This is a genomic window from Halogranum rubrum (assembly GCF_900114455.1).
GTDB classification, from domain to species: Archaea; Halobacteriota; Halobacteria; order Halobacteriales; family Haloferacaceae; genus Halogranum; species Halogranum rubrum.
On sequence record NZ_FOTC01000006.1, the window covers coordinates 80533 to 101494 of the forward strand.

The following is a 20962-nucleotide window of genomic DNA, read 5'->3' on the forward strand; positions in this document are numbered from 1 at the left end:
AACGACCGTGTTGCTCTGCGTGTATTCACCGAGGAGAGAGTAATCAACAGCAGTCGGGGTCGTTAGGAGACCACTCGCACGCGTCACCAGTCGTCAAGTTGTTTTCGTCAACGTAGGTCGAGAGACACGCGTAGTTGCAGAAGTACGTCGGCGAACCACAGTCGTCGCTACAGTCGCGCACACAGATCGGGTCGTGGTCGAAGATACGTAACCCGCAGTACGCACAGGCCTCGTCGGTGTCGGGAAGTTCGACGGTCGTAGACATACCTACGCTACGGGCACGAATCAAAAACATATTTCGGTAGCCGACCAGCCGTACACTCCGATTCCAGGTCGAGAGACGCCAGAACGTGATAGATTCACTCCGAGCGTTCGAGCCTGTTCTGACGCGCTTCGAACTCTTCGTCGGTGAGATCGCCACGGGCGTACGCCATGCGCAACTCCTCCAACGCAGGATTCCGAGACGACTGTGAGTCCGTCACACGACGGAAGAGGAGGTACCCCCCGCCCAGAAGGACGAGGAGGAAGACCAGTGGGACGAGCATCCCGACGACTGGCCACCAGCCGCCGGTCGTTCCGTACCCACCCATCATACTCCCGTATCCCATCATCCCGCCGAACCCCATCCCCATCGTGAGTAGTGGGAGGGCGATGATCGCTCCGAGGATGAGGAGGACGATGGTTGTGGTGTCGAGTTGGTTCGATGACGACATCGTGACTTAGACCTCCGACGCGGATTCGAGTTCGCGGCCGACAGTCGAGAGAACGCGTTCAAACCGGTCGTGGACCTCGTTTGCAATCGAGTCGAGCGCCTCGTTGTCGGCGATGCCGACGAGCTGTTGCGGATCGACCGCGCTCACCATGACCTCGCCGCCGTCGGTTTCGTAGACGATGACGTTGCACGGAAGGAGTGCGCCGAGTTCGATCTCTTCGTTCAGACCTTCGTGCGCGAGCGCCGGATTGCACGCACCGAGGATACGATACTGTCGAAACTCCTCGCCGAGTTTCTCCTCGAGCGTCGCCTGCACGTCGATGTCACAGAGGACACCGAATCCCTCGTCCTTGAGCGCGTCAATCGTCGTCTCAACCACCTGGTTAAAGTCACCGGATACAGACTTTTGTATTGTGTACATCGCACAATATAGTACACTAGTGGAGGACTTAACTGTGGGGTTCCGAAGCCGTTGTCACGGGTGAAGCCATCCACATTGGAATCGACGCCGAATGGGTCACTCGGCACGTTTCAGCTGTTCACGCCGCCGTTCGAATTCATCGTCGGAAAGTTCACTACACGCGTAGCGCTCACACGCCTGAGAATCGCCGACACGTACGTTAACGAACGTTCCGTGGTTCGCTTTCGATTCCAATTCTCCCAACGGCACCTCACTACCAGGGGTCAGGTAATATGATGGATAATGGCACCGAATAACATACCATGAGCAACCATCCAGACAACGACCATTGCGAGGATACCTCGCAGAACCCCCACCCCTCGCCTCAATCCGAGGGAGCCGTCTACTGTTGTCGTGTCTGCCAGTTAGAAGCAGACGAGGAGATGCGAGCAACAGGCCGATCTTCTTCCGAACAGTACTCCCACTCATCGGAGCACGGAGATCACACTGCGGCGGGCGGGGCTACTACGGCACCCGAACACACGCAAGACAAACACGAAACCGGAGACAGGCACCCTCCAGCCGAAACTGAACACGGCCCTCCTGTAGAGGCAGAGCACACTCACGACACTCGCAACGATGCGCACGGCCACGAAGGTGGACACGTAGACCACAAGGCCCACACCGACCATTCGGGCCACGAGAAGATGTTTCGCCGACGGTTCTGGGTGTCGCTGGTCCTCTCGGTTCCAGTCATCTTCTTCAGCGAATTCATCCAGGATGTCTTCGGCTACACGGCACCGACATTCCCTGGGAGCGTCTGGATTACGCCCGTCCTCTCGGTGATCGTCTTCGCGTACGGCGGCGTGCCGTTCCTCTCGATGGCTCGTACCGAACTGAAAAACCGTGAACCGGGGATGATGATGCTCATCTCACTTGCCATCACCGTCGCGTTCGTCTACTCCATCGCCAGTCTGTTTCTCGAGGGGACGACGCCGTTTTTCTGGGAACTGGTCACGCTGATCGACATCATGCTGCTGGGCCACTGGATGGAGATGCGGTCGGTCCGGCAGGCCTCCGGTGCACTCGACGAACTAGCGAAACTCATGCCCGACACCGCCGAGCGCATCACCGAAAGTGGGGACACCGAAGAAGTTCCTGTCTCCGAACTTTCTGAGGATGACGTCGTGCTCGTCCGTCCCGGTGCCTCGGTTCCTGCGGACGGCAAGGTCGTAGAGGGCGAGTCATCTGTCGACGAGTCGATGATAACGGGTGAGTCCCGACCCGTGGACAAAGAACCCGAATCCGAAGTGGTCGCGGGGACGGTCAACCAAGACGGCAGTCTCCGCGTCCGTGTGACGAAGACCGGGGACGAGACGACTCTCGCAGGTATCATGCGTCTCGTCGATGAAGCACAGAAGTCGAAATCACGCACACAACTGCTTGCCGACCGTGCAGCAGGATGGCTGTTCTACATCGCGCTCGCCGTCGCAGGAATCACGGCTGTCACCTGGGTCGCCGCGGTGGGATTCAACATCGGCGTCCTCGAACGGGTCGTCACGGTCCTCGTCATCGCCTGCCCCCATGCGCTCGGCCTCGCCGTCCCCCTTGTCGTCGCCATCAACACCTCGACCGCTGCCCAGAACGGAATGCTCATCCGCGACCGGATTGCGATGGAGGAGGCCCGAAACCTCGATACGGTGATGTTCGACAAGACGGGGACGCTCACGAAGGGCGAACAGGGCGTCGTCGGCATCCAGACGGGGGACGGCTGGGACGAAGCGCGAGCGCTCGAGATCGCCGCTGGCGTCGAAGGCGACTCCGAACACATGATTGCTCGCGCGATTCGAACCGCCGCCGAGGAGCGGGGGGTTCAGCGAGCGAGCGTCTCGAGTTTCGAGAACCTTCGTGGGCTCGGTGTTCGGGCCGTCGCTAACGGTGACACAGTGCACCTCGGTGGGCCGAACCTGCTCGAGAAACTCGGAATCGACCGGTCCGACGAGTTCGTCTCCTTCGCCGATGAGGCAGGCTCGAACGCCCAGACCGTCATCTACCTCATTAGGCAGGAATCGGAGGTCGTCGCAGCCTTCGCCCTTGCAGACGTTATCCGCGAGGAGAGCCGACAAGCCATCGAGGCGCTACATTCGATGGGCATCGAGGTGGCGATGCTGACCGGCGACTCCGAAGACGTCGCAAAGGCGGTCGCTGAGGAACTCGGTATCGACCAGTACTTCGCAGAGGTGTTGCCCGAGGAGAAAGACACCAAGGTAGAGCAACTCCAGTCGGAGGGAAAACTCGTCGCGATGGTCGGTGACGGTGTCAACGACGCTCCTGCCCTGACGAGAGCAGACGTCGGTATCGCCATCGGCTCCGGAACCGACGTCGCTATCGAGTCGGGCGACATCATCCTCGTCGACAATAATCCCGTGGACGTGGTACGGCTCATTCGGCTCTCGAAGGCGAGCTATCGAAAGATGCAGGAGAATCTCGTGTGGGCGACCGGCTACAACGTCGTCGCCCTCCCGCTCGCCGCAGGGATTCTCGCACCCATCGGCATCCTCCTGTCGCCGGCGATTGGCGCGGTGTTCATGTCGCTGTCGACGGTCATCGTAGCGATCAACGCCCGCCGACTCAAGGGGGTCGATCTTACTCCATGAGCACGACTGTTTCGGGTGGGTAGGTGACGGTTTGTGAGGCTGCTGAAGGGATACTGACAGGGACACACACGGAGCTGTTGTTCTTCAGCGGGTTTGGGCTTCTGGTGGGAATCTCCACGCTTCAGTGCGGGGAGGACGTCGATTCGGTCGAGTTCTTCGACTTGGGGCGGTCGCATACCGAATCGGTCGGACTACTCTTCTAGTTCGGACCAGACGTGCCGGAACTTCTCGCTTCGTTTCTCTCGTTGTGGAGGCTCGGATGCCGTTTCGACGGTTATGCGGCTAATCCCGTGAGTGCGAAGGAACGACTGGAGCTCCCGCTCGATATGCTTCCAGACTTTCTCCTCGGTTGCACCGGGGGTGACATCAAAACGGACCTGAAGTGTTGTGGGGGCTGTGCGGATGATCTGGGTTCGATGGACGCCCGGAACTTCTTCGACGACACTCGAGAGTGCAAGTGGGAAAATCGGGACCGCCTCTCCCTCGTCGGTTTCGAACTGGAGGACATCTCCTTGCCGTCCGCCGACCTCCATGATGGGGAATGCACTCCCGCATGGACACCGTTCTTCGTACATCGTGATGCTATCCCCGAGATCGTACCGAACGAGCGGTTGCACTCGGTTCGAGAGGTTCGTGATGAGGACGGTGTCCGACGGCGTCCCTCGTTCGATCGGCTGATAGTTTTCATCGACCGGTTCGACCACGACCCAGTCGATGTTGGCGTGGAGATTCCCGTGTTCACACTCGACGGCAATCGGGACGAATTCCGTCGCCCCATAGAGTTCTCGGACCACACAATCGAAGCTGTCTCGGAGCATTTGCTTTTGGGTCTCAGAGATGGGTTCTGCCGTGGGGAGAACGAGTGCCGGACTGATGTCGAGACGGCCGTCTTGCTGACCTCGTGCCAACTCCACAAAGACGGTCGAGTAGCCTTCGAGGATGGCGGGCTGGTACTGATTCAGAGCAGAGATCAAGTCGTCGATCGGACTCTTCGGGGAAAAGAGTCGAAGGCGACGTGCTCCATAGACGGACTCTCGACGCATCATCTCGAGGCCGGCCGCACCGGCGAAGTGTCCGCCAGAAACGGCAATGAGTGCAATACGGAGATTCTGCGTGACGAGCTTTGAGAGCGGCGAGATACCGACCATTGCGGGCACGACCCATCGATCACCCAGCACGTCTGAAATGGTCCATGCGGTCTCATCCTGGACGAAGATGCCCGGCTCCCCGGTCGTCCCAGACGTCGTCCAAACCGGATACATGCCGAGGTAGCGCTCGCCGACCTTCGTCTCGTCAGCGACGAACGCGTCAATCTCGGCTTTGGTGATTGCCGTGTCCGTGACGACGTCGTCGAAGTGCTCCATGAGCATCGACTTCGTCACCGGCGGGTACTGTGTGAGGTCGCTTCCCTCGGGAACGTCGGCGTAGTGTTGCTTGTAGAACCGTGACTGTCTTCGAGCGAACGAGAGCATCTCAGCGAGACGCCGTCGCTGCCGAGCCTCTATCTCTGCACGGGTCGCTCCTCTGGCCCGCCAGGCGTCGAGCGTGACTTTTCCTCTCTCGATCGGTTTCATGGAACTGGTGGTGAAGCGCGTGGAAATTCTTCCGAGTTTCCCGTCTCGTGATCCCTGTACAGTTCGTGCCGAACTGACTTTGTTCTTGGCCAGCCGACTCGGCCGTTATCTGACGGTCCGCATTCGTCAGCCGACGAGCGTCACCCCAATCAGGCTCCCGACACCATAGGTGAGAACTGCAGCAGCGAGTCCGATGCCGACCTGACGCAGTCCAGAATAGAGAACAGAACGCCCCGTGAGAAGCGTGATGCCGGCTCCGATGACGAACAGTGCGACTGCACTCAGCACGAGACTCACGCCGACGGCGACCAGTCCGTTCAACACGAAGTACGGGAGGACGGGGACGATGGCACCGAGTGCGAAGAGCACGAACGACGTCGCGGCCGCTTCCCATGCTGAACCACCCAACTCCTCGGGATTGATGCCTAGTTCCTCGCGAGCAAGCGTGTCCAGGGCCATCTCCTCGTCGGCGATTAACTGCTCGGAAATCTCTCTGGCGCGTTCTTTCGAGAGCCCTTTCGCCTCGTAGATGAGCGCCAGCTCTTCTCTCTCCTCTTCGGGAATCTCGGCGAGTTCTTCGGCCTCGATACCGATCTGGCGTTGATACAGTTCCCGAGAGCTCTGGACGGAGAGCCACTCACCCATCGCCATCGACCCCGACCCAGCGAGGAGCCCGGCGAGACCCGTAATCAGAATCGCCGTCGAATCCAGTGCCGCGCCGGCGACGCCCATCACGAGACTCAAGTTGGAGACGAGGCCGTCGTTCGCGCCGAGAACCGCGGCACGGAGTGCGTTGCCGCTAGTCGCCCGGTGACGGCCTTCGAGCTGCGCGAGGATATCTCCTCGCACCCCTTGCCCAGGCGTTTCCGCGACCATCGTCAGGAGACGACCGTGTGAGCGTTCGTCGGCGGCCATCCCGGTTCCTACGGCCTCCGGTTGAGTCGAATAGTCGTGCCCGCCGATGGCCTCTCCGGCTTGCATCGAGGATAGTACAAGTCCTGGCCCGAATCGACGAGCGAGCCACGCCAGTACTCTCGCTCTCCGAGACGGCTTGCCATCTCCTGGGTCAGAGCCAGCCTCCCGAATCTTCTCCGTCCAGAAGTCTGCGTGGGTTCGCTCCGTTCCGGCCAGCCGCCGGTACACTTCTGCGACCTGTGGTTGCGATTCGGCGTCCGCCATCGCCATGTAGACCGTCGCACTATCGATTTCGTCTTGCCGATTGCGACGGTAACGTTCGATATCCTCTGGCGTAGTCATACCAGTGTAATTGCGACGTAAGGTCTTAGTGGTGTATTCAGTGTGTCATCTGGATGGTTCCACCGCTGTTGGTGACGAACTCGAAGCGGAAGCAGACCGCCCGGATGGCGTTCCTTGTAAGGCGACAATCACAGTGAAAGAAATCAACGACAATCGTTACTACTACTGGCAGTGGAGAGAGGGTGAGTCGATCAAGTCGAAGTACAAAGGTCCAATCTCGGACGAATAGGCGACACCCCTAAACGTGGCTTCCTTGGTGATGGCGTGGTTGGGAATCGATTGGTCGTCAAGAATCTTCATCCAACCGACTTTGCTGAATCGGACGTAAACGAACCTTTCACGGTCCCTCTTTTCATTGATATCGAACCCAGACTGGTTAGAAATATATATCGATGAGAACGTCGGAAACACGGGGGATGGGACAGGACAGAAGACGCACTCTGGACTGTTGAGTTCAGTTGTCCGAAAGGTGGTTCGTCAGTGACGCAAAACGCGAATCTTCACGGATAATCTCATAGACGATCTCAGGCTCCTCAACGAGTCGGTTCAAGAGCGTAATCCCACCCGAGCGGCCGAGATTCTCCTTGCGGTTGTCGACGATCCCTAGGAAGGCGAGTTCTTTTAGGATGTCACGGAACCGTCGTTCCGAACGAACGCCTTGGTCGATGTTTTCACAGATATTCTGGTACTGGCGATACACGAGCTGGGTCGGGAACTCCTCTTGCTCCGAGTTCAACGAGAGAATTGCCAGTGCGAGCAACGATGCTTTCGCCTGTTGCGGAATCCCTTCGATGAGTTCCTTGAATCGATCTTTCTCAGCTTTCGTCCGTGCGTCTTGCACGTGCTGTTCAGTGACGTTGGCAGCATTGCGCTCGTAGGCGATGTTCCCGGCGTGGCGGAGAATGTCGATGGCTTTCCGTGCATCACCGAAATCAGAGGCTGCATACGCCGCACAGAGTTGGACCACACCGTCTTCGAGGACATCGGGTTTGAATGCGTCACGACGATGCTGGAGGATCTCTTCAAGTTGGTCAGCATCGTAGGGGTGAAACGACAACTCCTTCGGCTGGAGGCTGCTTTTGACTCGCTCGTTGAGGTCGTCGGCCCACTCTATTTTGTTCGAAATCGCGATTACACCGATGCGGCAATCAGTGTTTCCTGACTCACCCGCTCGCGAGAGTTTCATGAGCAGGTTGTCGTCGGCCATCATGTCCGCCTCGTCGAGAATGATAATCACAACGTCATAGAGTTCCTCGAGTGTCCGCCACAGACGTTTGTAGTAGGCAGCTGTCGAAAGCCCCCGTTCGGGGATATCGAAGCCAGTCTTCGAAGAATCATTGAACGAGCGAGCGAGTGTCGAAGCAGCCTGTGTTTCAGTGTTATCTGTCGAACAGTCGAGATACTGAAAGCCGATGTTGACGTCAGTGTGGGCGTTACTGACTGCTTGTGAGGAGACGTACTTCGAGACGAGCGATTTCCCCGTCCCAGTCTTTCCGTAGACGATTACGTTCTCGGGCGAGTAACCCTGCACTGCTCCACGGAGCTCCTCGGACAACTTGCGGATTTCCTCGTCTCGTCCGACAATGCGCTCGAAACTCGGGATATGACTAATCTCGAGCAGACTCTTATTGGCAAAGATGGGGTCTTCCTGTCGAGAAAATATTTCTTTGGCAATGTTGACTTGTTCGTCATCTCGAGGATCCGCTGTCTCATCCGGCGCGGAGGTGTCCTCGGGCGAATCATCTTCCATACACAAGCGGTAACAAACATCTATATTAAAACCAAGGGGTTCACCCGGACCCCACCTTCCGACGTTTGACCACACTTTCAGCCTATCTCACGGTGGGATTCATCAGAATCCGCTGATGAGGGAGAATCGGGTGTGTTTCCGACGTTTTTTCTGTGGACACCCCGCGTTTCCGACGTTAATCATAGCTAGAGCGGTTCTACATCGGTTACTCGTGTTGAAATGTAACTCTAGGTGGATACCGTATTTCCGACGTTCAACTCGAACACCCCCACCCCACGTTTCCGACGTTTCTACTGCACAAGTGTTATCCCACGGAGAACTATTGCCAGGTATACAGTTATTACACTTCAGCGTAAATAGTTCACCAAGCTAGCTCAAAAGGGTTGCTAGAATGCTGTTGGCGGGTGAAAAGAAGAAGAGTTTTCAGATGGGGACCGATTCGGGGGCGTTAACGTCGGAAACGTGGGGTGGGGGTTACCCGAGAATCCGTTCGAGGTTCATCCTTCGGACCGCCCCTTTCTCTTTGGGTGGTGTCGGGTCTTCGTGACGGTTCTCCTCTCGAGTCAAATTCGTTAGCGTTGCTGTCGAAGACTTGCGTTTGCTTGAGAGGTCGTATCCATTGCGTCAGAACGTCGGAAACGTGGGGGGTGTGAGTCACTTGGTAAGGCCATTGCTTGCTTTCGATTAACGTCGGAAGCACGGGGTGTCTGCCCTGTGTCTGACACACGGGATCGTGTTTTCTTCTCAACCGACGATCGACTTCCATGTTAACGTCGGAAACGAGGGGTGGGGGTAGTCCCTAATTCCGTCAGAACGTCGGAAACGTGGGGGGTGGGTCCGAGATAATCAGTCACACGAGAACCACCTTGGGGTCTAGCCCCGAAGCGCCCACTTTATTCATAATGACCGCGAAAGCGGAAACCCGCGACTTTAGGCGCGGGAGGAAGCCGACACCCATTACACAAACCACGTTCGATAGCAGGCCGATTCCCCGAAACCAATCCGAACCATGACAAATACTGACTCTCATGTATAACGTACAGATGGTGGAGAATCCAAGCACTCGAACTCGCTTGATTCTTCGTTTTGGGTTCGTCGAGGCGATGTACGAGCGCAACCGACTCCGCTCTGGGAGCTGGGAACAGGTGGCACTTCCGACGTCGGACCCCGACGCGCCGTGAGAATACGTCTGATTTAATGACAGTGTTTAAACGGAAAATGTGGCCGGTAGTATTTTACTTCTCACTGATTATACAGCTAGTGCGACCACGAAGCATGTGGGAGGAGATTCGGGTCGCACAGCAGGCCAGATTGGACTGGTGCATGGTCTTCGACTGATGCACGGGAGTCTCACTTGCCCATCGAGACTCCCGGACACTCCTGTTCTCTTTGATTTCCCATACTTGACAGTGAGCCGCGCGTGAACAGCAGAACCGACACAAAATAACCGACACAGCCGCACAATGTCAAAGTTGTCGGGTAACAAGATGGAACGTTCTCAGCGTCTCAGATTTGGTGACTCTTCGCCGGAGTAATTGAGAACGTCGTCGTGAATGCGGTTACAAGCACGAAGTCGGCGGTATTGAACCCTCTCACGAGTGGTTTGGGGGGTCGTTCAGATGATTTGGCGTTCCACTTCCTTCAAGAAGTTTTTATGTCCAACTCCACAACGCATTCCTGTGCCACATCTCGGACTCAAGATACGGATGGCCGTCGTCGGTACCATCCTTGCTGCGTTCTATCTCGTCGTAGTCGCCGCCGCGATGGTCGTGTTTGGAACGGGAATCTGGCCCATCGCTATCCTCGGCAGTATCCTCTTAGTCGGCGTGCAGTACAAGGTCGGCAAGTGGGCGGCACTCCGTAGCGTCGGGGCCCAAGACATGCCCGAACAGCAGTATAGCTTCATCCACCGACGAGTGGAGGAACTATCCCAGGAGATGGGTATCGAGAAACCAGAGTTGAAGGTTGCCCGTATGGGTGTCCCGAACGCATTCGCCGTCGGCCGAAAAGGCGCCGGCGTCGTCGTCGTCTCCGAGGAACTCATTCAGTTACTCGACCAGGATGAACTCGAAGGGGTTCTCGCTCACGAACTCGCACACATCGCGAATCGTGACGTCGTCACGATGGTCATCGGGCAGGGAATCGCGTCTATCGTGGCTATCGTCGCCCAGTATCTCGTCCTCTTTACGGGTGACAACGATCTCGCGGACTTCTTCCTTGCAATCGTTGTTGGAAACATTGTCCAGTTCTTCGTCATGCTGTTCGTACTCGCAATCTCACGGTACCGCGAGTACGTCGCAGATGCTGACGCGAAGGGCGCCATCGGGAGTGGTGACCCATTAGCTCGCGCTCTGGAGAAAATCCAGCACGGTAACCAGCGCGCCCGCGAGTCGAAGGTCGACGAACAGGTGAGCGCACTCTGTATCTTCGGTGAGAGCACCGGTCTGCTCACGAAGCTAGTTTCGACACACCCACCCGTCGAAGAACGCATTCAGCGACTCCGCTCGTAGATGCCTGGAATCCGTGAACTCCTCGCGGTTGCCCTCGGTCTCTGCCTCGGTGTGATGCTCGTTGTAGCGCCACGAACAGCACTCCGACTGTCCGTGTTTCTCGGGTCACAACGTCGTCGTCAGGGGCGCTACGGGACAGACGCCGAGATCCCCAAAATGTGGGCATGGATCGTCCGTGCCCTGGGTCTCGTCTGTATCGCCATCGCTGCCTTCATCACTTCTCAAGCGTACGTCTAGCAGTCCTGTCGGAGTTCTTGACTCTTGAACCGATCTGATTGTCCTCGGAACTCACGGGGGGTCTGGCATCGACCACCATCTCCTAGATAGCGTTGCTGAAACGGCGATTCGAACGGCAGAGGTTCCTGTGCTGGCTGTGCAGCTTGCTGAGTGACATCTCCTCCTACGTAGGGTCTCACCGACGAGAATCATGAAGTCGGTGAAGTCGAGCAGCCACGGCGTCGCGACTGCCCACGCGAAGAACCGGTCACCGTCGAGACTTTCGAATTATGTCATCAGATTTAGTAGGAACCCCTCAGCGGAGGAACTACGGACAGTTCTATCTACTATTGAGAGCCAGTGAGCCGGGCTTGGGCTAGTGGATAAGCGAGCCAAGGCCGAAAGTAAACAACTACGGACATATTTGGCGGCAGCTGGTGCAGTCGGTACGACGAGTACAAAAGAGGTCCTTTGTACTGTCTAACTCCAAACTCACAGACGCGTATCTCAACGCTTGAGAATCACAGATGCCATTTTTAACTTCAACATCTAATAGCTCATTATGAAACAACCGAACCCTCTAACCGCTATTTTTACAGTATTTTTGGCCATAGCCCTCGTTATTGCATCTGCCGGTGTTTCAGCTGTCGCCCAGTCAGAGAGCGCAGTTGCGGATTGGTCGATGCTCCAGCACGACGCTGCCGGCACAGGGTATAATCCGTCAGCAAACGGACCGACAGGAGAGGTCGGACCGCGATGGGTCGTTCACACGGACGGGCCGGCGTCGAACATCCAGCCGAGCGTCGTCAACGGGACACTGTACGTTGGGAGCGGGAAGTACAGCGGTGGCGGTCGTGGAGTCTTGTTCGCTATCGACACCGAGTCTGGGGCTGTCGACTGGCGATCTGATCTCGGTGACAGCGTCCACACGACGGCCGCAGTCGGTGATGGTCGTGTCATCGTCGTCGTTCGCGACGAGGTGAACGAACGTGAGTTCGTTGACGATGAGTTCAGTCTAGTCGCTGTTGACGCCGATTCCGGCGAGGAACTGTGGCGAACGCCACTATCCGGTGAAGATGCCCAATGGGTTGATGTCCAATCCGGAGTCGTCCTCGCTGAGGATCACGTTTACCTTTCGATATTCGAGGCGCGTGGCAATCCCGAGGACTCGGGTAGCGCGGTACTCGCGTTTGACGTGGTCGATGGGAATCAGGTGTGGCGACATGACACGACAACCAGTAGCTTCAGTATCCCCGCCGTCGCGAACGACTCGGTCTACGCGACGATCTCGCCGAACACCGGCGAGGGACCGTGGAGCGTTGTCTCGCTCAACGTGACCGGCGGGACCGTGCGCTGGACTACTGAATTCGCCAACGAGTACCGCGGCGTGCCGCCTCTGCCTGCCGGTGATCGAGTATACGTTCCGGGGCCGCAACTGGCCGCGCTTGACGCCGCGAACGGCTCAGTCGTCCGGACCTACAACGCTTCGGTCTACCCCAATTCACGGCCCGCGCTGGCCGAAGGCACGCTCTACTACGCGGCCGGGTTCGGCGAGTCGCTCACTGCGCTCGACCTTGACACCGGCGACACCCGCTGGACCACGGGGGTGACCGGCTACGAGATTACCGCATCGCCCACTGTCGGATCACGGCACGTCTACGTCGGGACGGTCGGCGGGACGGTTGAAGCGTTCGACCGTGAGACAGGCGATGCCGTCTGGACCGTCACGCTCGACGATCGATTCGGACTTGACACCTCACCGGTTGTTGTTGAGGACACCGTGTATGTCGGGCCGGCTCCGTTCCACGTCTATGCGCTCGCAGAGGGTGGGACCGCATCACCAGGAGGAGCGGTTGGCGGGTTCATCGACTGGTTGGCGGCAAACCCGCCCCTAAATGGACTGTTCATTGGACTACTGGCAGCGCTATTCACCGGACTCCTCGGCGGACTTGCACTGTACGGAGTTATCCGAGGGCTCCACTACTCTGACGCGCCACCACGCATCCTCGCCACGAAGCTGTTCAGACGGCCCTATGACCAGATCACGAGCGGACAGACGCTGGCTGCTCACTTGCTAGCGAGCATCGGGATCTTGCTGGCGTTCTCGATAGTCGGCATCTTGGTCACAGCACTCGGGGCCCTCATCGCAATCAATGTCGGCGGACTCCTCTCGTTTGCCTCCACCGGTGCGGGCGTGTTCGTTGTCCTTATCGTTCTCGTTGGGTCCTGGGCTGTCGTCTCGTATCGGTGGCTCCCGGCCAACGAGGCCCATCTCGACCGTGGTCTGGCTACGGCCCGGCGCGAGTGGGCCCTCGTTCACGTGCTGTATGGCTTGGTCCTGCTGGTGTTCCCCATCGTGTATTTCCTGCTCTTCCTCATCGTCTTCCAACCGTTCTGAGGGAAGCAGGCCCTCGGCGGTGCAGACTGCCAGAAGCACTCGGCTCTTCTCAATGGGGTCACCACGTCTGTGATACTGCGCGACTCCTCGTTCGTCGACTCGAGGTCTGCGACTACCAGTTTTGTGAAGACGCCGCGCCTCGTCCCGCGACGTTTCACAATCTTCGTCTCGTCTTTGCCGAATCGATGGCGAAGTTCCATCACCCGAGAGACGGTTTCGGGGTGGGGGGCTCTCGCCATTGCTGTTCGATGGAGACTATCTCGACCTGCTACCGACTCTCATCGGGCGCATCATTTCGTTGTCCTCGTGGAAGGTGTGCGTCGTATTCACCAGCGACACGTCGTACTCCTTCCCCGACTGATTGGGTTCCATCAGGAATGCGTCGTCCAGTGGGTTGGGAAGTTCGTTCACCCACTTGTTCATCTGCGATTCCGGGTCTCCCTCTAACATCTGGGCCGACTGCGCCCGAGCAAGGTGGACGCTCCAGGGTATCGCCGACAGGATTCCTGTCGCCGCGCCTGCTCGGAGAATCGATCGCCGACCGATTCCCGCTTGGTCGTTTTAAGAGTCTTTCTCCGTCGGCTGAGTTTCTTCGCTCATTGATAGGTTCTCCGGGTCGGAAATGAGAATCACCGACCACTGTGGAGTTCGATACGTTTTGCGCCGATATAATTATCACCAATAATTGTGAAGATCTATGTTAATAAGCGAAGAATGTTGGGACAATCACACAATACGTGCTAGGAGGGTTCACTGTTGCGTCGGAGTTAGCACCGTCTGATTACTGGGTCGACCAGAGCCGAGAAATTGGATTGGAACTAGTTAGTCCTCTTCTGCTTCTGCGCCGACGATCACGTTATCTTTCACACCTTGCCGATACGAAGCGAGAAACTGGTTGGCTTGAGCTCGACCCTGTGTCTTGAGCTGCTCAATGAACTCCGGTCGGCGGTCAAGTTTCGAGGCCGGGGTCAGATTCCGTAATTCTTCGATCGGCTGGTCATCGCCTTCTTCGAGTTCAATCAGCCGAACTTTGATCGGCTTGTATCGTCTCTGGACATCTTCCGATTCATCATCTAGCGGCAGTCTCAATTTTCCTTCCTTCAACCACTTGTTCACTCGCCTGATGTGGTAGAGTTCCTGATAGAGTGAGAGGCTTCCTGCCAGTTCGTTCCGCCGATCGGCGATATCCTCGAGGTCGTCAAGCTCTCGCTCGTGGACCGTCGGATTGATACGTATAAGCCAGATCTCATCCGGTTTTTTGGTTCTGTCTTTGATTCCCCGTAACAAGTTTCTCACCGGAGGATTCTGTGAGAAGAGGCCGTCCCAGTAGATGCGTTTATCATCATTCCCGAGCCGGACACCACTGAATAACGTCGGAACGGCGGCAGACGCAACAACCGCGTCCAGTGTAAGCGGACGGCGAACATCCGTGAGCAGTTCCTGATAGAGGTACCGGAACGGCACCTCCTCGTTCGAGGCGTGTGAGGTGTGGGCACCCTCCATCGCTCGCGTCGTCGGATTCCCCGAGTCCTCCGGCCAATCGGAGAAGATCTCGAAACTCCCGTCGATCGCGTCCACCGCGCTGACGTAGAGCCACGGTTGCTCTGGCGACTTCGGAGGTTCGTTTGACTCATCTTCTGGGAGGTCTTGGACCAACTCCTCAATCGCATCCTCATCGGCAATTCCCTCAAGAATCGCGCGAAACCGTTCCTCACCTGCAGGGGTGAATGGATTGCGTTTCGGGGCGATCTGAGGGACGGGAAATCCCATTTCGGCGAAACGTTGCATCTGTATAAGGCCTGTATTGGTGAGTTGTTCGACATATGTCTTCACCTTGATATCGTCCCACACCTGCTCCAAGAGCTCACGTGCCCGCTTGTCACCCGCTGTTGGCGTATTACCAGTTCGAAGGCCATACCACACGGCAAGTGAACAAACCGCCCCGCCCGACGTCCCGCTGAATGCCGTAATCCGATAATCTGAACGATGCTCTTCGAGGAGGCGGTCCAGCACCCCCGCGGTGAACGCGGTATGGCTGCCTCCTCCTTGACATGCGATGGCGACCTTCGTCTGGTCAGTCTCACTCATGGTGCTTCCTCACGTTGAGACAGCGTATTAACATATTTAAAACCGCATCCTAGTTGGTTACAAATTCAAGAGGAGTCTTCAGCGGATACGTACATCTCCCCGCGACCAACGACCGCACTAGACCGGTGGCGAATCTCTCGTTGATGAATCTATCCTCTAAGTTCACCTATGGAAATTCTGCTAGCTCAACTATCCACCGCTGGCGAGCCTTGACTGATGTTGTCGACGTAGACGACCAATTTACCTCACTCTCAGATCTCGTGGTCTCAGGGTTGGTCTCTGTTCTCGATGTTTGTCGTTGTGTTGACTCGCTATCCACGGAGAGATGACCTACCGGTAGTTATGGCCGACCACTCAGTCGCTGACGTCAGAAAAGCAATTAAACCCAATAGTAACAAAACCGATATTTCCCCACTGGTATTCACCGCGTCGACTCGGTACCGACCGTGGAATGGTCGACGACCGATAGATTGCTCGTACAGGAGTTGACCTTCGTTCACCAGATAACGATTAGCACGTATAGAAAGCGCCAATGAGAGTTGTACGTCGAGATCATCGGGAACGGCTACGGCTGTTGGTTAATCAGGACGTCTCTTGTAGGTTATAGCTGGTCGCTCTTACGCAAAGCTACGGAAAAGTCAGTGCATTCCGCCGACGTCTAGCGGATATGTCTAAAACCCAGCCAGCCTTCGGCGGAATGCTTCGAAACCTAATCGACGACGGTATCTTAGAGCTTCGGACCGAGCCGCTCGACGCCCTCGTCGAGCGGCGTCTCAAGCAACTCTGGGAGCACACACCGTGCCCTCGCTGCGGAAATCGGACGATCAGAACGTGGGCGCACTCCGATCGTGTCTGGTGTCGCAGCTGCCAGTTCAAACCCGCCTATACCTACGGCACACCCTTCAGCGAGAAGGACCTCCCCGCAGGCGAGGTCCTTCTCGCGTTCATCCTCTACGCAGACACCTTGCTCAGCATCAATCAAATCGCGATTGTGCTTGACCGCGCGTACAACACGATTCACACAGCAATTCGTGACCTGGAAGCCGCGCTCGAGCGCGGCTTCCCGATTGTCTGGAACCGTCTCAAACGACCGCACAGCGGCCCGTTACAAATTGACGAGAGTGGCAAAGTCTGTTCAGGATACAAGGGCCAAGACCCGCCGCGGCCCGGACGGGCTCGCGGCGGGTCGTCTCGAACTGGACGCACTCGATGGCAAGGACGTCACGGTGATCAACTGACGCTCGTCGCGGCCTGCCGCGACGAGCTCACTGTCATTCGCGCGAAGAAAGGAATCCGCTACGAGGGTGATCTTGGACCGGTAATTGAGGAGGCTGAAGACCTCTCCCAGCCACTGGGAGAGGTCTGGACTGATGGACTCCAAGCGTATCGCTGGATGGAGTACGACCACCGGACGGTCGTTCACAAGGAGCGGTACGTTTCGCCGGACGGCGTCCACATCAACCAGGTTGAGTGCTTGTGGTCACTCTTGCATCCGTGGCTGCGGAAGTTCCGCGGCCTGTCCAAGCAGGGCTTGGAACAGGCCGCTCACACCTTCGGCTGCGTTCGATCCTTGAACAGGATCGGCGCGTCGCTGTTCGCACTCATCGATTGCTTCGCCCTCCATCGTTTCCGTAGCTTTGCGTAAGAGCGTAGCTGGTACTCGGCGTCGACGTGGCACCAATTAACCAACACAATCAATTTTGTTGGTTAATACCAATTCGTGGGAGGTTCGCTGCCATGAATTGCCTCGGGGTCAACAAAGAGTGGCAGACAGATATCTGAGTGCGATTTTGTCAGCATAATCCACAAAACTTTTTATATATTCAAGCGATCCAGTCTGCAGCCAACTGAGATTGTACTCTTGCCTGTGGTTCATAGTAAGGCAGTACGAGAGTTAGCCTCTCATCGGCTAGTCTCCTGAATTCGATAGGATAGTTACTACCCTGTTCAGCCGCGAACTCGTCGAGAATTCCGGAGATGACGTCGATTAGCGACGAATATACATCATACCAGAATCGGTGTCTCCATCTTTGGCGACAGAGGTTCGCCGTCAATTGTCTCGGACAATACAGCACGAGCGGCAAGTTGGCCAACCCGATTCCAAACTGTCCAAGGTAAAATGTGTACTCTCGGTGCGTATGGTGAGGGGGGGAACAGATAACCTGTCCACTCGTCAGAGTCAGTCGTTGTAGCGAGACGATTTTCGAGAATGTCCCGCTTATAGAGGAGTGACTCCTTCCCAGGGCCGTTCTTCCGCACTTCGAAGGCGAGGGATGAGACGTCCTCGACTTCGTTGAGGATAGGGATAGTTCACATGTCGGGGACGCTACCGCCGAACTCTTCGATGAGTGCTGGCACGACGTCGAAAAGGTCGTCTTCGATGCCGTAATCAGCAAGGTCGTAGATTGGGGCGTTCGCGTCCGTGTTAATCGCGATTATCGTGTCCGCGCCTTTCATTCCGGCGACATGTTGGACTGCTCCGGAGATGCCGATGGCGATATACACGTCTGGTGTAACGACCTTCCCGGACTGACCGACCTGCCGGTTGGCTGGCAGCCACCCGTTGTCGACGACCGGACGCGAGGAGGACAGCGTCGCGTCGGTCGCCTCGACGAGTGCTTCAATAAGCGGTAGGTTCTCTTCTTCTTCGATTCCGCGGCCGATGGAGACCAAGACATCAGCCTCGCTGATGTCGACGTCGCCGCCAGCGGCTTCTTCGAAGCCGGTGACGGTGGACCGGATCGCGCTTTCGTCAATGGCAGCATCGAACGTAGAGATGTCGGCTTCACCCATACCGTCGGCCTGCGGCCATTCGGCGGGACGGATAGTGAGGGCTGCACGGTCGGCTTCGACCTCAATGGTCGTCTCGACTTTCCCACCATACTGCTCGCGGGTGACCTCGAGTGTCCCGTCGAACGAGTGAGCCACGGCATCAGTCACGAGCGGTAGGCTGAGTGCTTCGGCGACAGCTGGTGCATAGTCCAGGCCATTGACCGAGTGCGGTATCAGTACATAGCTCGTGTCCAACTCGTTAGCGAGTTGTTCGAGTGCTTGTGTGTAGATGTCATGGTTGAACTCTTCTCCGTCAGATATCGTGTGGATTGCGTCCACACCGTCGCGGTTGACCTGGTCAGCGAACGTGTCCACATCTCCGCTGATGACGGCCGCGTGGAGCTTACCACCTGTCTCGTCGGCGAGTTCCCGGCCCGCGGAGATCATCTCGAATGAGACGTCACGCAGTTCGCCACGGCGGTGTTCCGTCACGATGAGGACGTCACTCATGCGTCGACAACTCCCTTGTTCCGCAGGAGGTCAGCAAGTTGTGCGGCTTCATCCTCGGGGCTACCGGTCCACATAGTCGTATCGCTCTCTGATTCAGGCTTGTACATAGAGGTCTGTGCTAGCGGACTCTCGACAACGTCCGCATCAAGACTTATGTCTTCCAGCGTCTGGACGTCCAGCGGTTTCCGCTGTGCTTGGCGGATACCACGCAAGCTGGCGTACCGCGGTTCGTTGATCCCCGATTGGATCGTCAGCACCGCAGGGGTTTCGATGTCTGTCACTTCCTCGACACCGCCTTCGAGCTCGCGGTGGACGGTTGCGACGCCACCGTCGACGTCCAATTCCAGTTTGTTGACGACAGCACCCCACTCGAAGCCAATTTTCTGGGCCAAGGAGACACCTGTCGCGCCGTTGGCTTTGTCACCTGACTGAACACCGGAAAGCACGAGATCAGGGTTTTCTTCCTCAACGACCGCGGCTAGGAGGTCCGCTTTGGAGTTAATATCCAAATAGTCGGCGCTCTCAATGGCCTCATCCCACACGCGAACAGCGCGGTCGGCTCCTTTCGCGAGGGTCATCCGGATGGTCTCTTCGGACCGTTCCGGACCAATCGTCGCGGTGATGACCTCAACGTCCTCTTCCTCCTCGCTGAGCTGGACGGCTTCCTCGACAGCGTAATCGTCCCACTCGTTGAGGTCGTATGTGAGATACTGCTCTGCGATTTCGTCGTCCGAAACCTCGAACTTGTCTTCGACTTCCGCCACTTCCGCTACCGTGACAAGGACTTTCATACTCGTCAGTGAGTCTCGATTCATGCTTGTTAAGTGTTTCCGACTACATGTTAGATGGACCAATACTGGGTCTCTGCAGAGTGGCCGGTACGAAGAGAAGCGGGTGTTGAGAATATCTACTGGGGGGTTACGACATGGCGGCTGGTTGGAGTGTTCTCTCTTCAGTCAGGCATGACTGTTTCACCATGTCACTCTAGGTCTGTCATATTCATAATACAAGATTATTTATGATGTGAATGGGAACGAAGGTTCTATGCGTGATAATCGCAATGCAGCTGGTATAGCCAGGCGGTCATTTCTCAGACGCTCGGTCGGCAGTGCTAGCGTAGTTGGAATGGCCGGAATCGCAGGATGCTTCGGTGACTCTGGCGGAACGAACGAGGACGCTCCTGGTGCCGATGGGGAAATGATAATGAAGACGGCCTCGGAGACGACAGCCGCGTATTCGATGAGCCAGGTAATCTCCTCGGCAGTCAGCCAGAACTCAGACGTTACGGTCGACGCGCGACCAAGTCAAGGGACGAATCGAAACGTCTCCGAAGTGGTCCAGGGCAAGACAGAAATCGCGTACATCCAGAACTGGACAGCGAACAAGATTCGACAGGGTGAGAAACCGTTCGGCGACCTCGATAAGCAGCCGTATCAGGTCTTCCACCTGTACGATCTGGCGTGGTTTCTGGCGTCGGCGAACGACGGCTGGACCAGTGTGACCGATATCGAATCCGACTCGACGGTCTCGCCCACCCCGAGTGGCTCTGGGACCGCAGAGATGCTCACACACGCGCTCGACTTCGCAGTCGACGATTATGAACGAACCAGTGTCAGTTACGGTGATCAGGCGGGTGCGATGAGCGAAGGTCGACTGGACGTCGGCGCCGCGACATACGTGAATCTCTCCATCGAGCCAAGCTGGCTCCAACAGATGAAGTCCACTACTAGCCTCCGTGTGCTGGATTGGCCCGACAATGTCGTCTCGGAGCTACAAGATGACCCCGCAATCGTCGTCTCGGACATCGATATGAGCCAGTTCGAAGACTACGCACACACACCAGATACGCTCAGCACGCCGACGCTGGCGTACAACTTCATCGTCCGTGAGGACCACGACTACGACACCCTATACTCGTTCCTCGAGACTCTCTGGGAACAACGCAAGGGGCTGAAAGAGCAGACGGGACTCCTCGCACCGCTCTCCGAGGGGAATGCGTGGGTCAAGAACACCTACACGGGTATCCCGTTCCATCCGGCAGCAGCAGACTTCTACCAGGAAAAAGGCATTTGGTCCGACAAGTTCGAACGCGGAAAAGAACAGTAGGGTTGAGAAGAC

General features: G+C 57.0%; 16 protein-coding genes and 1 pseudogene. 7 read left to right on the forward strand and 10 right to left on the reverse strand.

Annotation, left to right across the window (positions count from 1 at the left end):
* Positions 1-43 precede the first annotated feature (43 nt).
* The 3 genes from BM083_RS18435 to BM083_RS18445 form a co-directional block, all read right to left on the reverse strand.
* Positions 44-265 (reverse strand): hypothetical protein, encoded by a 222-nt coding sequence (locus BM083_RS18435; protein ID WP_089871451.1) that lies wholly within the window; start codon positions 263-265, stop codon positions 44-46.
* Between the two features lie 94 nt (positions 266-359).
* A complete protein-coding gene (locus tag BM083_RS18440; RefSeq protein ID WP_009367591.1) occupies positions 360-713 on the reverse strand; it encodes an SHOCT domain-containing protein in 354 nt (117 codons plus the stop codon).
* A gap of 6 nt (positions 714-719) precedes the next feature.
* Positions 720-1133 (reverse strand): DUF302 domain-containing protein, encoded by a 414-nt coding sequence (locus BM083_RS18445; protein WP_089871453.1) that lies wholly within the window; start codon positions 1131-1133, stop codon positions 720-722.
* A gap of 686 nt (positions 1134-1819) precedes the next feature.
* Between BM083_RS18445 and BM083_RS18450 the strand changes: the two genes are divergently transcribed.
* Positions 1820-3769 carry a copper-translocating P-type ATPase gene (locus BM083_RS18450; RefSeq protein ID WP_177197699.1) on the forward strand — a complete coding sequence of 650 codons (1950 nt, stop codon included), beginning with the start codon at positions 1820-1822 and terminating at the stop codon, positions 3767-3769.
* A gap of 191 nt (positions 3770-3960) precedes the next feature.
* Here the strand turns inward: BM083_RS18450 and BM083_RS18460 are convergent, their stop codons facing one another.
* The 3 genes from BM083_RS18460 to BM083_RS18475 all read right to left on the reverse strand — a co-directional run bounded on the left by BM083_RS18460 (position 3961) and on the right by BM083_RS18475 (position 8425).
* A complete protein-coding gene (locus tag BM083_RS18460) occupies positions 3961-5343 on the reverse strand; it encodes a phenylacetate--CoA ligase family protein (RefSeq protein WP_245756939.1) in 1383 nt (460 codons plus the stop codon).
* A gap of 126 nt (positions 5344-5469) precedes the next feature.
* Positions 5470-6600: a VIT1/CCC1 transporter family protein gene (locus BM083_RS18465; RefSeq protein WP_089871460.1), complete on the reverse strand. Its 1131-nt coding sequence runs from the start codon at positions 6598-6600 to the stop codon at positions 5470-5472.
* 454 nt (positions 6601-7054) lie between these two features.
* Positions 7055-8425: a Cdc6/Cdc18 family protein gene (locus BM083_RS18475; RefSeq protein WP_245756940.1), complete on the reverse strand. Its 1371-nt coding sequence runs from the start codon at positions 8423-8425 to the stop codon at positions 7055-7057.
* A gap of 1631 nt (positions 8426-10056) precedes the next feature.
* Here BM083_RS18475 and BM083_RS18480 point away from each other — a divergent pair.
* From BM083_RS18480 to BM083_RS18495, 4 genes and pseudogenes are all read left to right on the forward strand, one after another.
* Entirely contained in the window at positions 10057-10860 is an 804-nt protein-coding gene (locus BM083_RS18480; protein WP_089871654.1) for a M48 family metallopeptidase, read from the forward strand.
* Positions 10861-11097, forward strand: coding sequence for a DUF6199 family natural product biosynthesis protein (locus BM083_RS18485; protein ID WP_089871466.1), 237 nt, complete (start codon positions 10861-10863; stop codon positions 11095-11097).
* 31 nt (positions 11098-11128) lie between these two features.
* Positions 11129-11251, forward strand: a pseudogene (locus BM083_RS24175) (universal stress protein); the annotation flags it as partial.
* Between the two features lie 387 nt (positions 11252-11638).
* Positions 11639-13474, forward strand: coding sequence for an outer membrane protein assembly factor BamB family protein (locus BM083_RS18495; RefSeq protein WP_089871468.1), 1836 nt, complete (start codon positions 11639-11641; stop codon positions 13472-13474).
* 255 nt (positions 13475-13729) lie between these two features.
* Here the strand turns inward: BM083_RS18495 and BM083_RS18505 are convergent, their stop codons facing one another.
* Together BM083_RS18505 and BM083_RS18510 are read right to left on the reverse strand one after the other, a co-directional pair.
* Positions 13730-13924: a hypothetical protein gene (locus BM083_RS18505; protein WP_089871470.1), complete on the reverse strand. Its 195-nt coding sequence runs from the start codon at positions 13922-13924 to the stop codon at positions 13730-13732.
* 372 nt (positions 13925-14296) lie between these two features.
* Entirely contained in the window at positions 14297-15562 is a 1266-nt protein-coding gene (locus BM083_RS18510) for a patatin-like phospholipase family protein (RefSeq protein WP_089871472.1), read from the reverse strand.
* A 667-nt stretch (positions 15563-16229) separates the two neighbouring features.
* On the opposite strand from BM083_RS18510, the gene BM083_RS18515 reads away from it, so the two are divergent.
* Positions 16230-17207 (forward strand): IS1595-like element ISHrub1 family transposase, encoded by a 978-nt coding sequence (locus tag BM083_RS18515; RefSeq protein WP_086558339.1) that lies wholly within the window; start codon positions 16230-16232, stop codon positions 17205-17207.
* 665 nt (positions 17208-17872) lie between these two features.
* Here the strand turns inward: BM083_RS18515 and BM083_RS18520 are convergent.
* A complete protein-coding gene (locus BM083_RS18520) occupies positions 17873-18844 on the reverse strand; it encodes an electron transfer flavoprotein subunit alpha/FixB family protein (RefSeq protein ID WP_089871474.1) in 972 nt (323 codons plus the stop codon).
* A complete protein-coding gene (locus tag BM083_RS18525) occupies positions 18841-19635 on the reverse strand; it encodes an electron transfer flavoprotein subunit beta/FixA family protein (protein WP_089871476.1) in 795 nt (264 codons plus the stop codon). Before BM083_RS18525 ends, BM083_RS18520 begins: the two co-directional genes overlap by 4 nt.
* Positions 19636-19969: 334 nt before the next feature.
* Between BM083_RS18525 and BM083_RS18530 the strand changes: the two genes are divergently transcribed.
* Positions 19970-20950, forward strand: coding sequence for a TAXI family TRAP transporter solute-binding subunit (locus tag BM083_RS18530; RefSeq protein ID WP_394327627.1), 981 nt, complete (start codon positions 19970-19972; stop codon positions 20948-20950).
* The last annotated feature ends 12 nt before the right edge of the window (positions 20951-20962 follow it).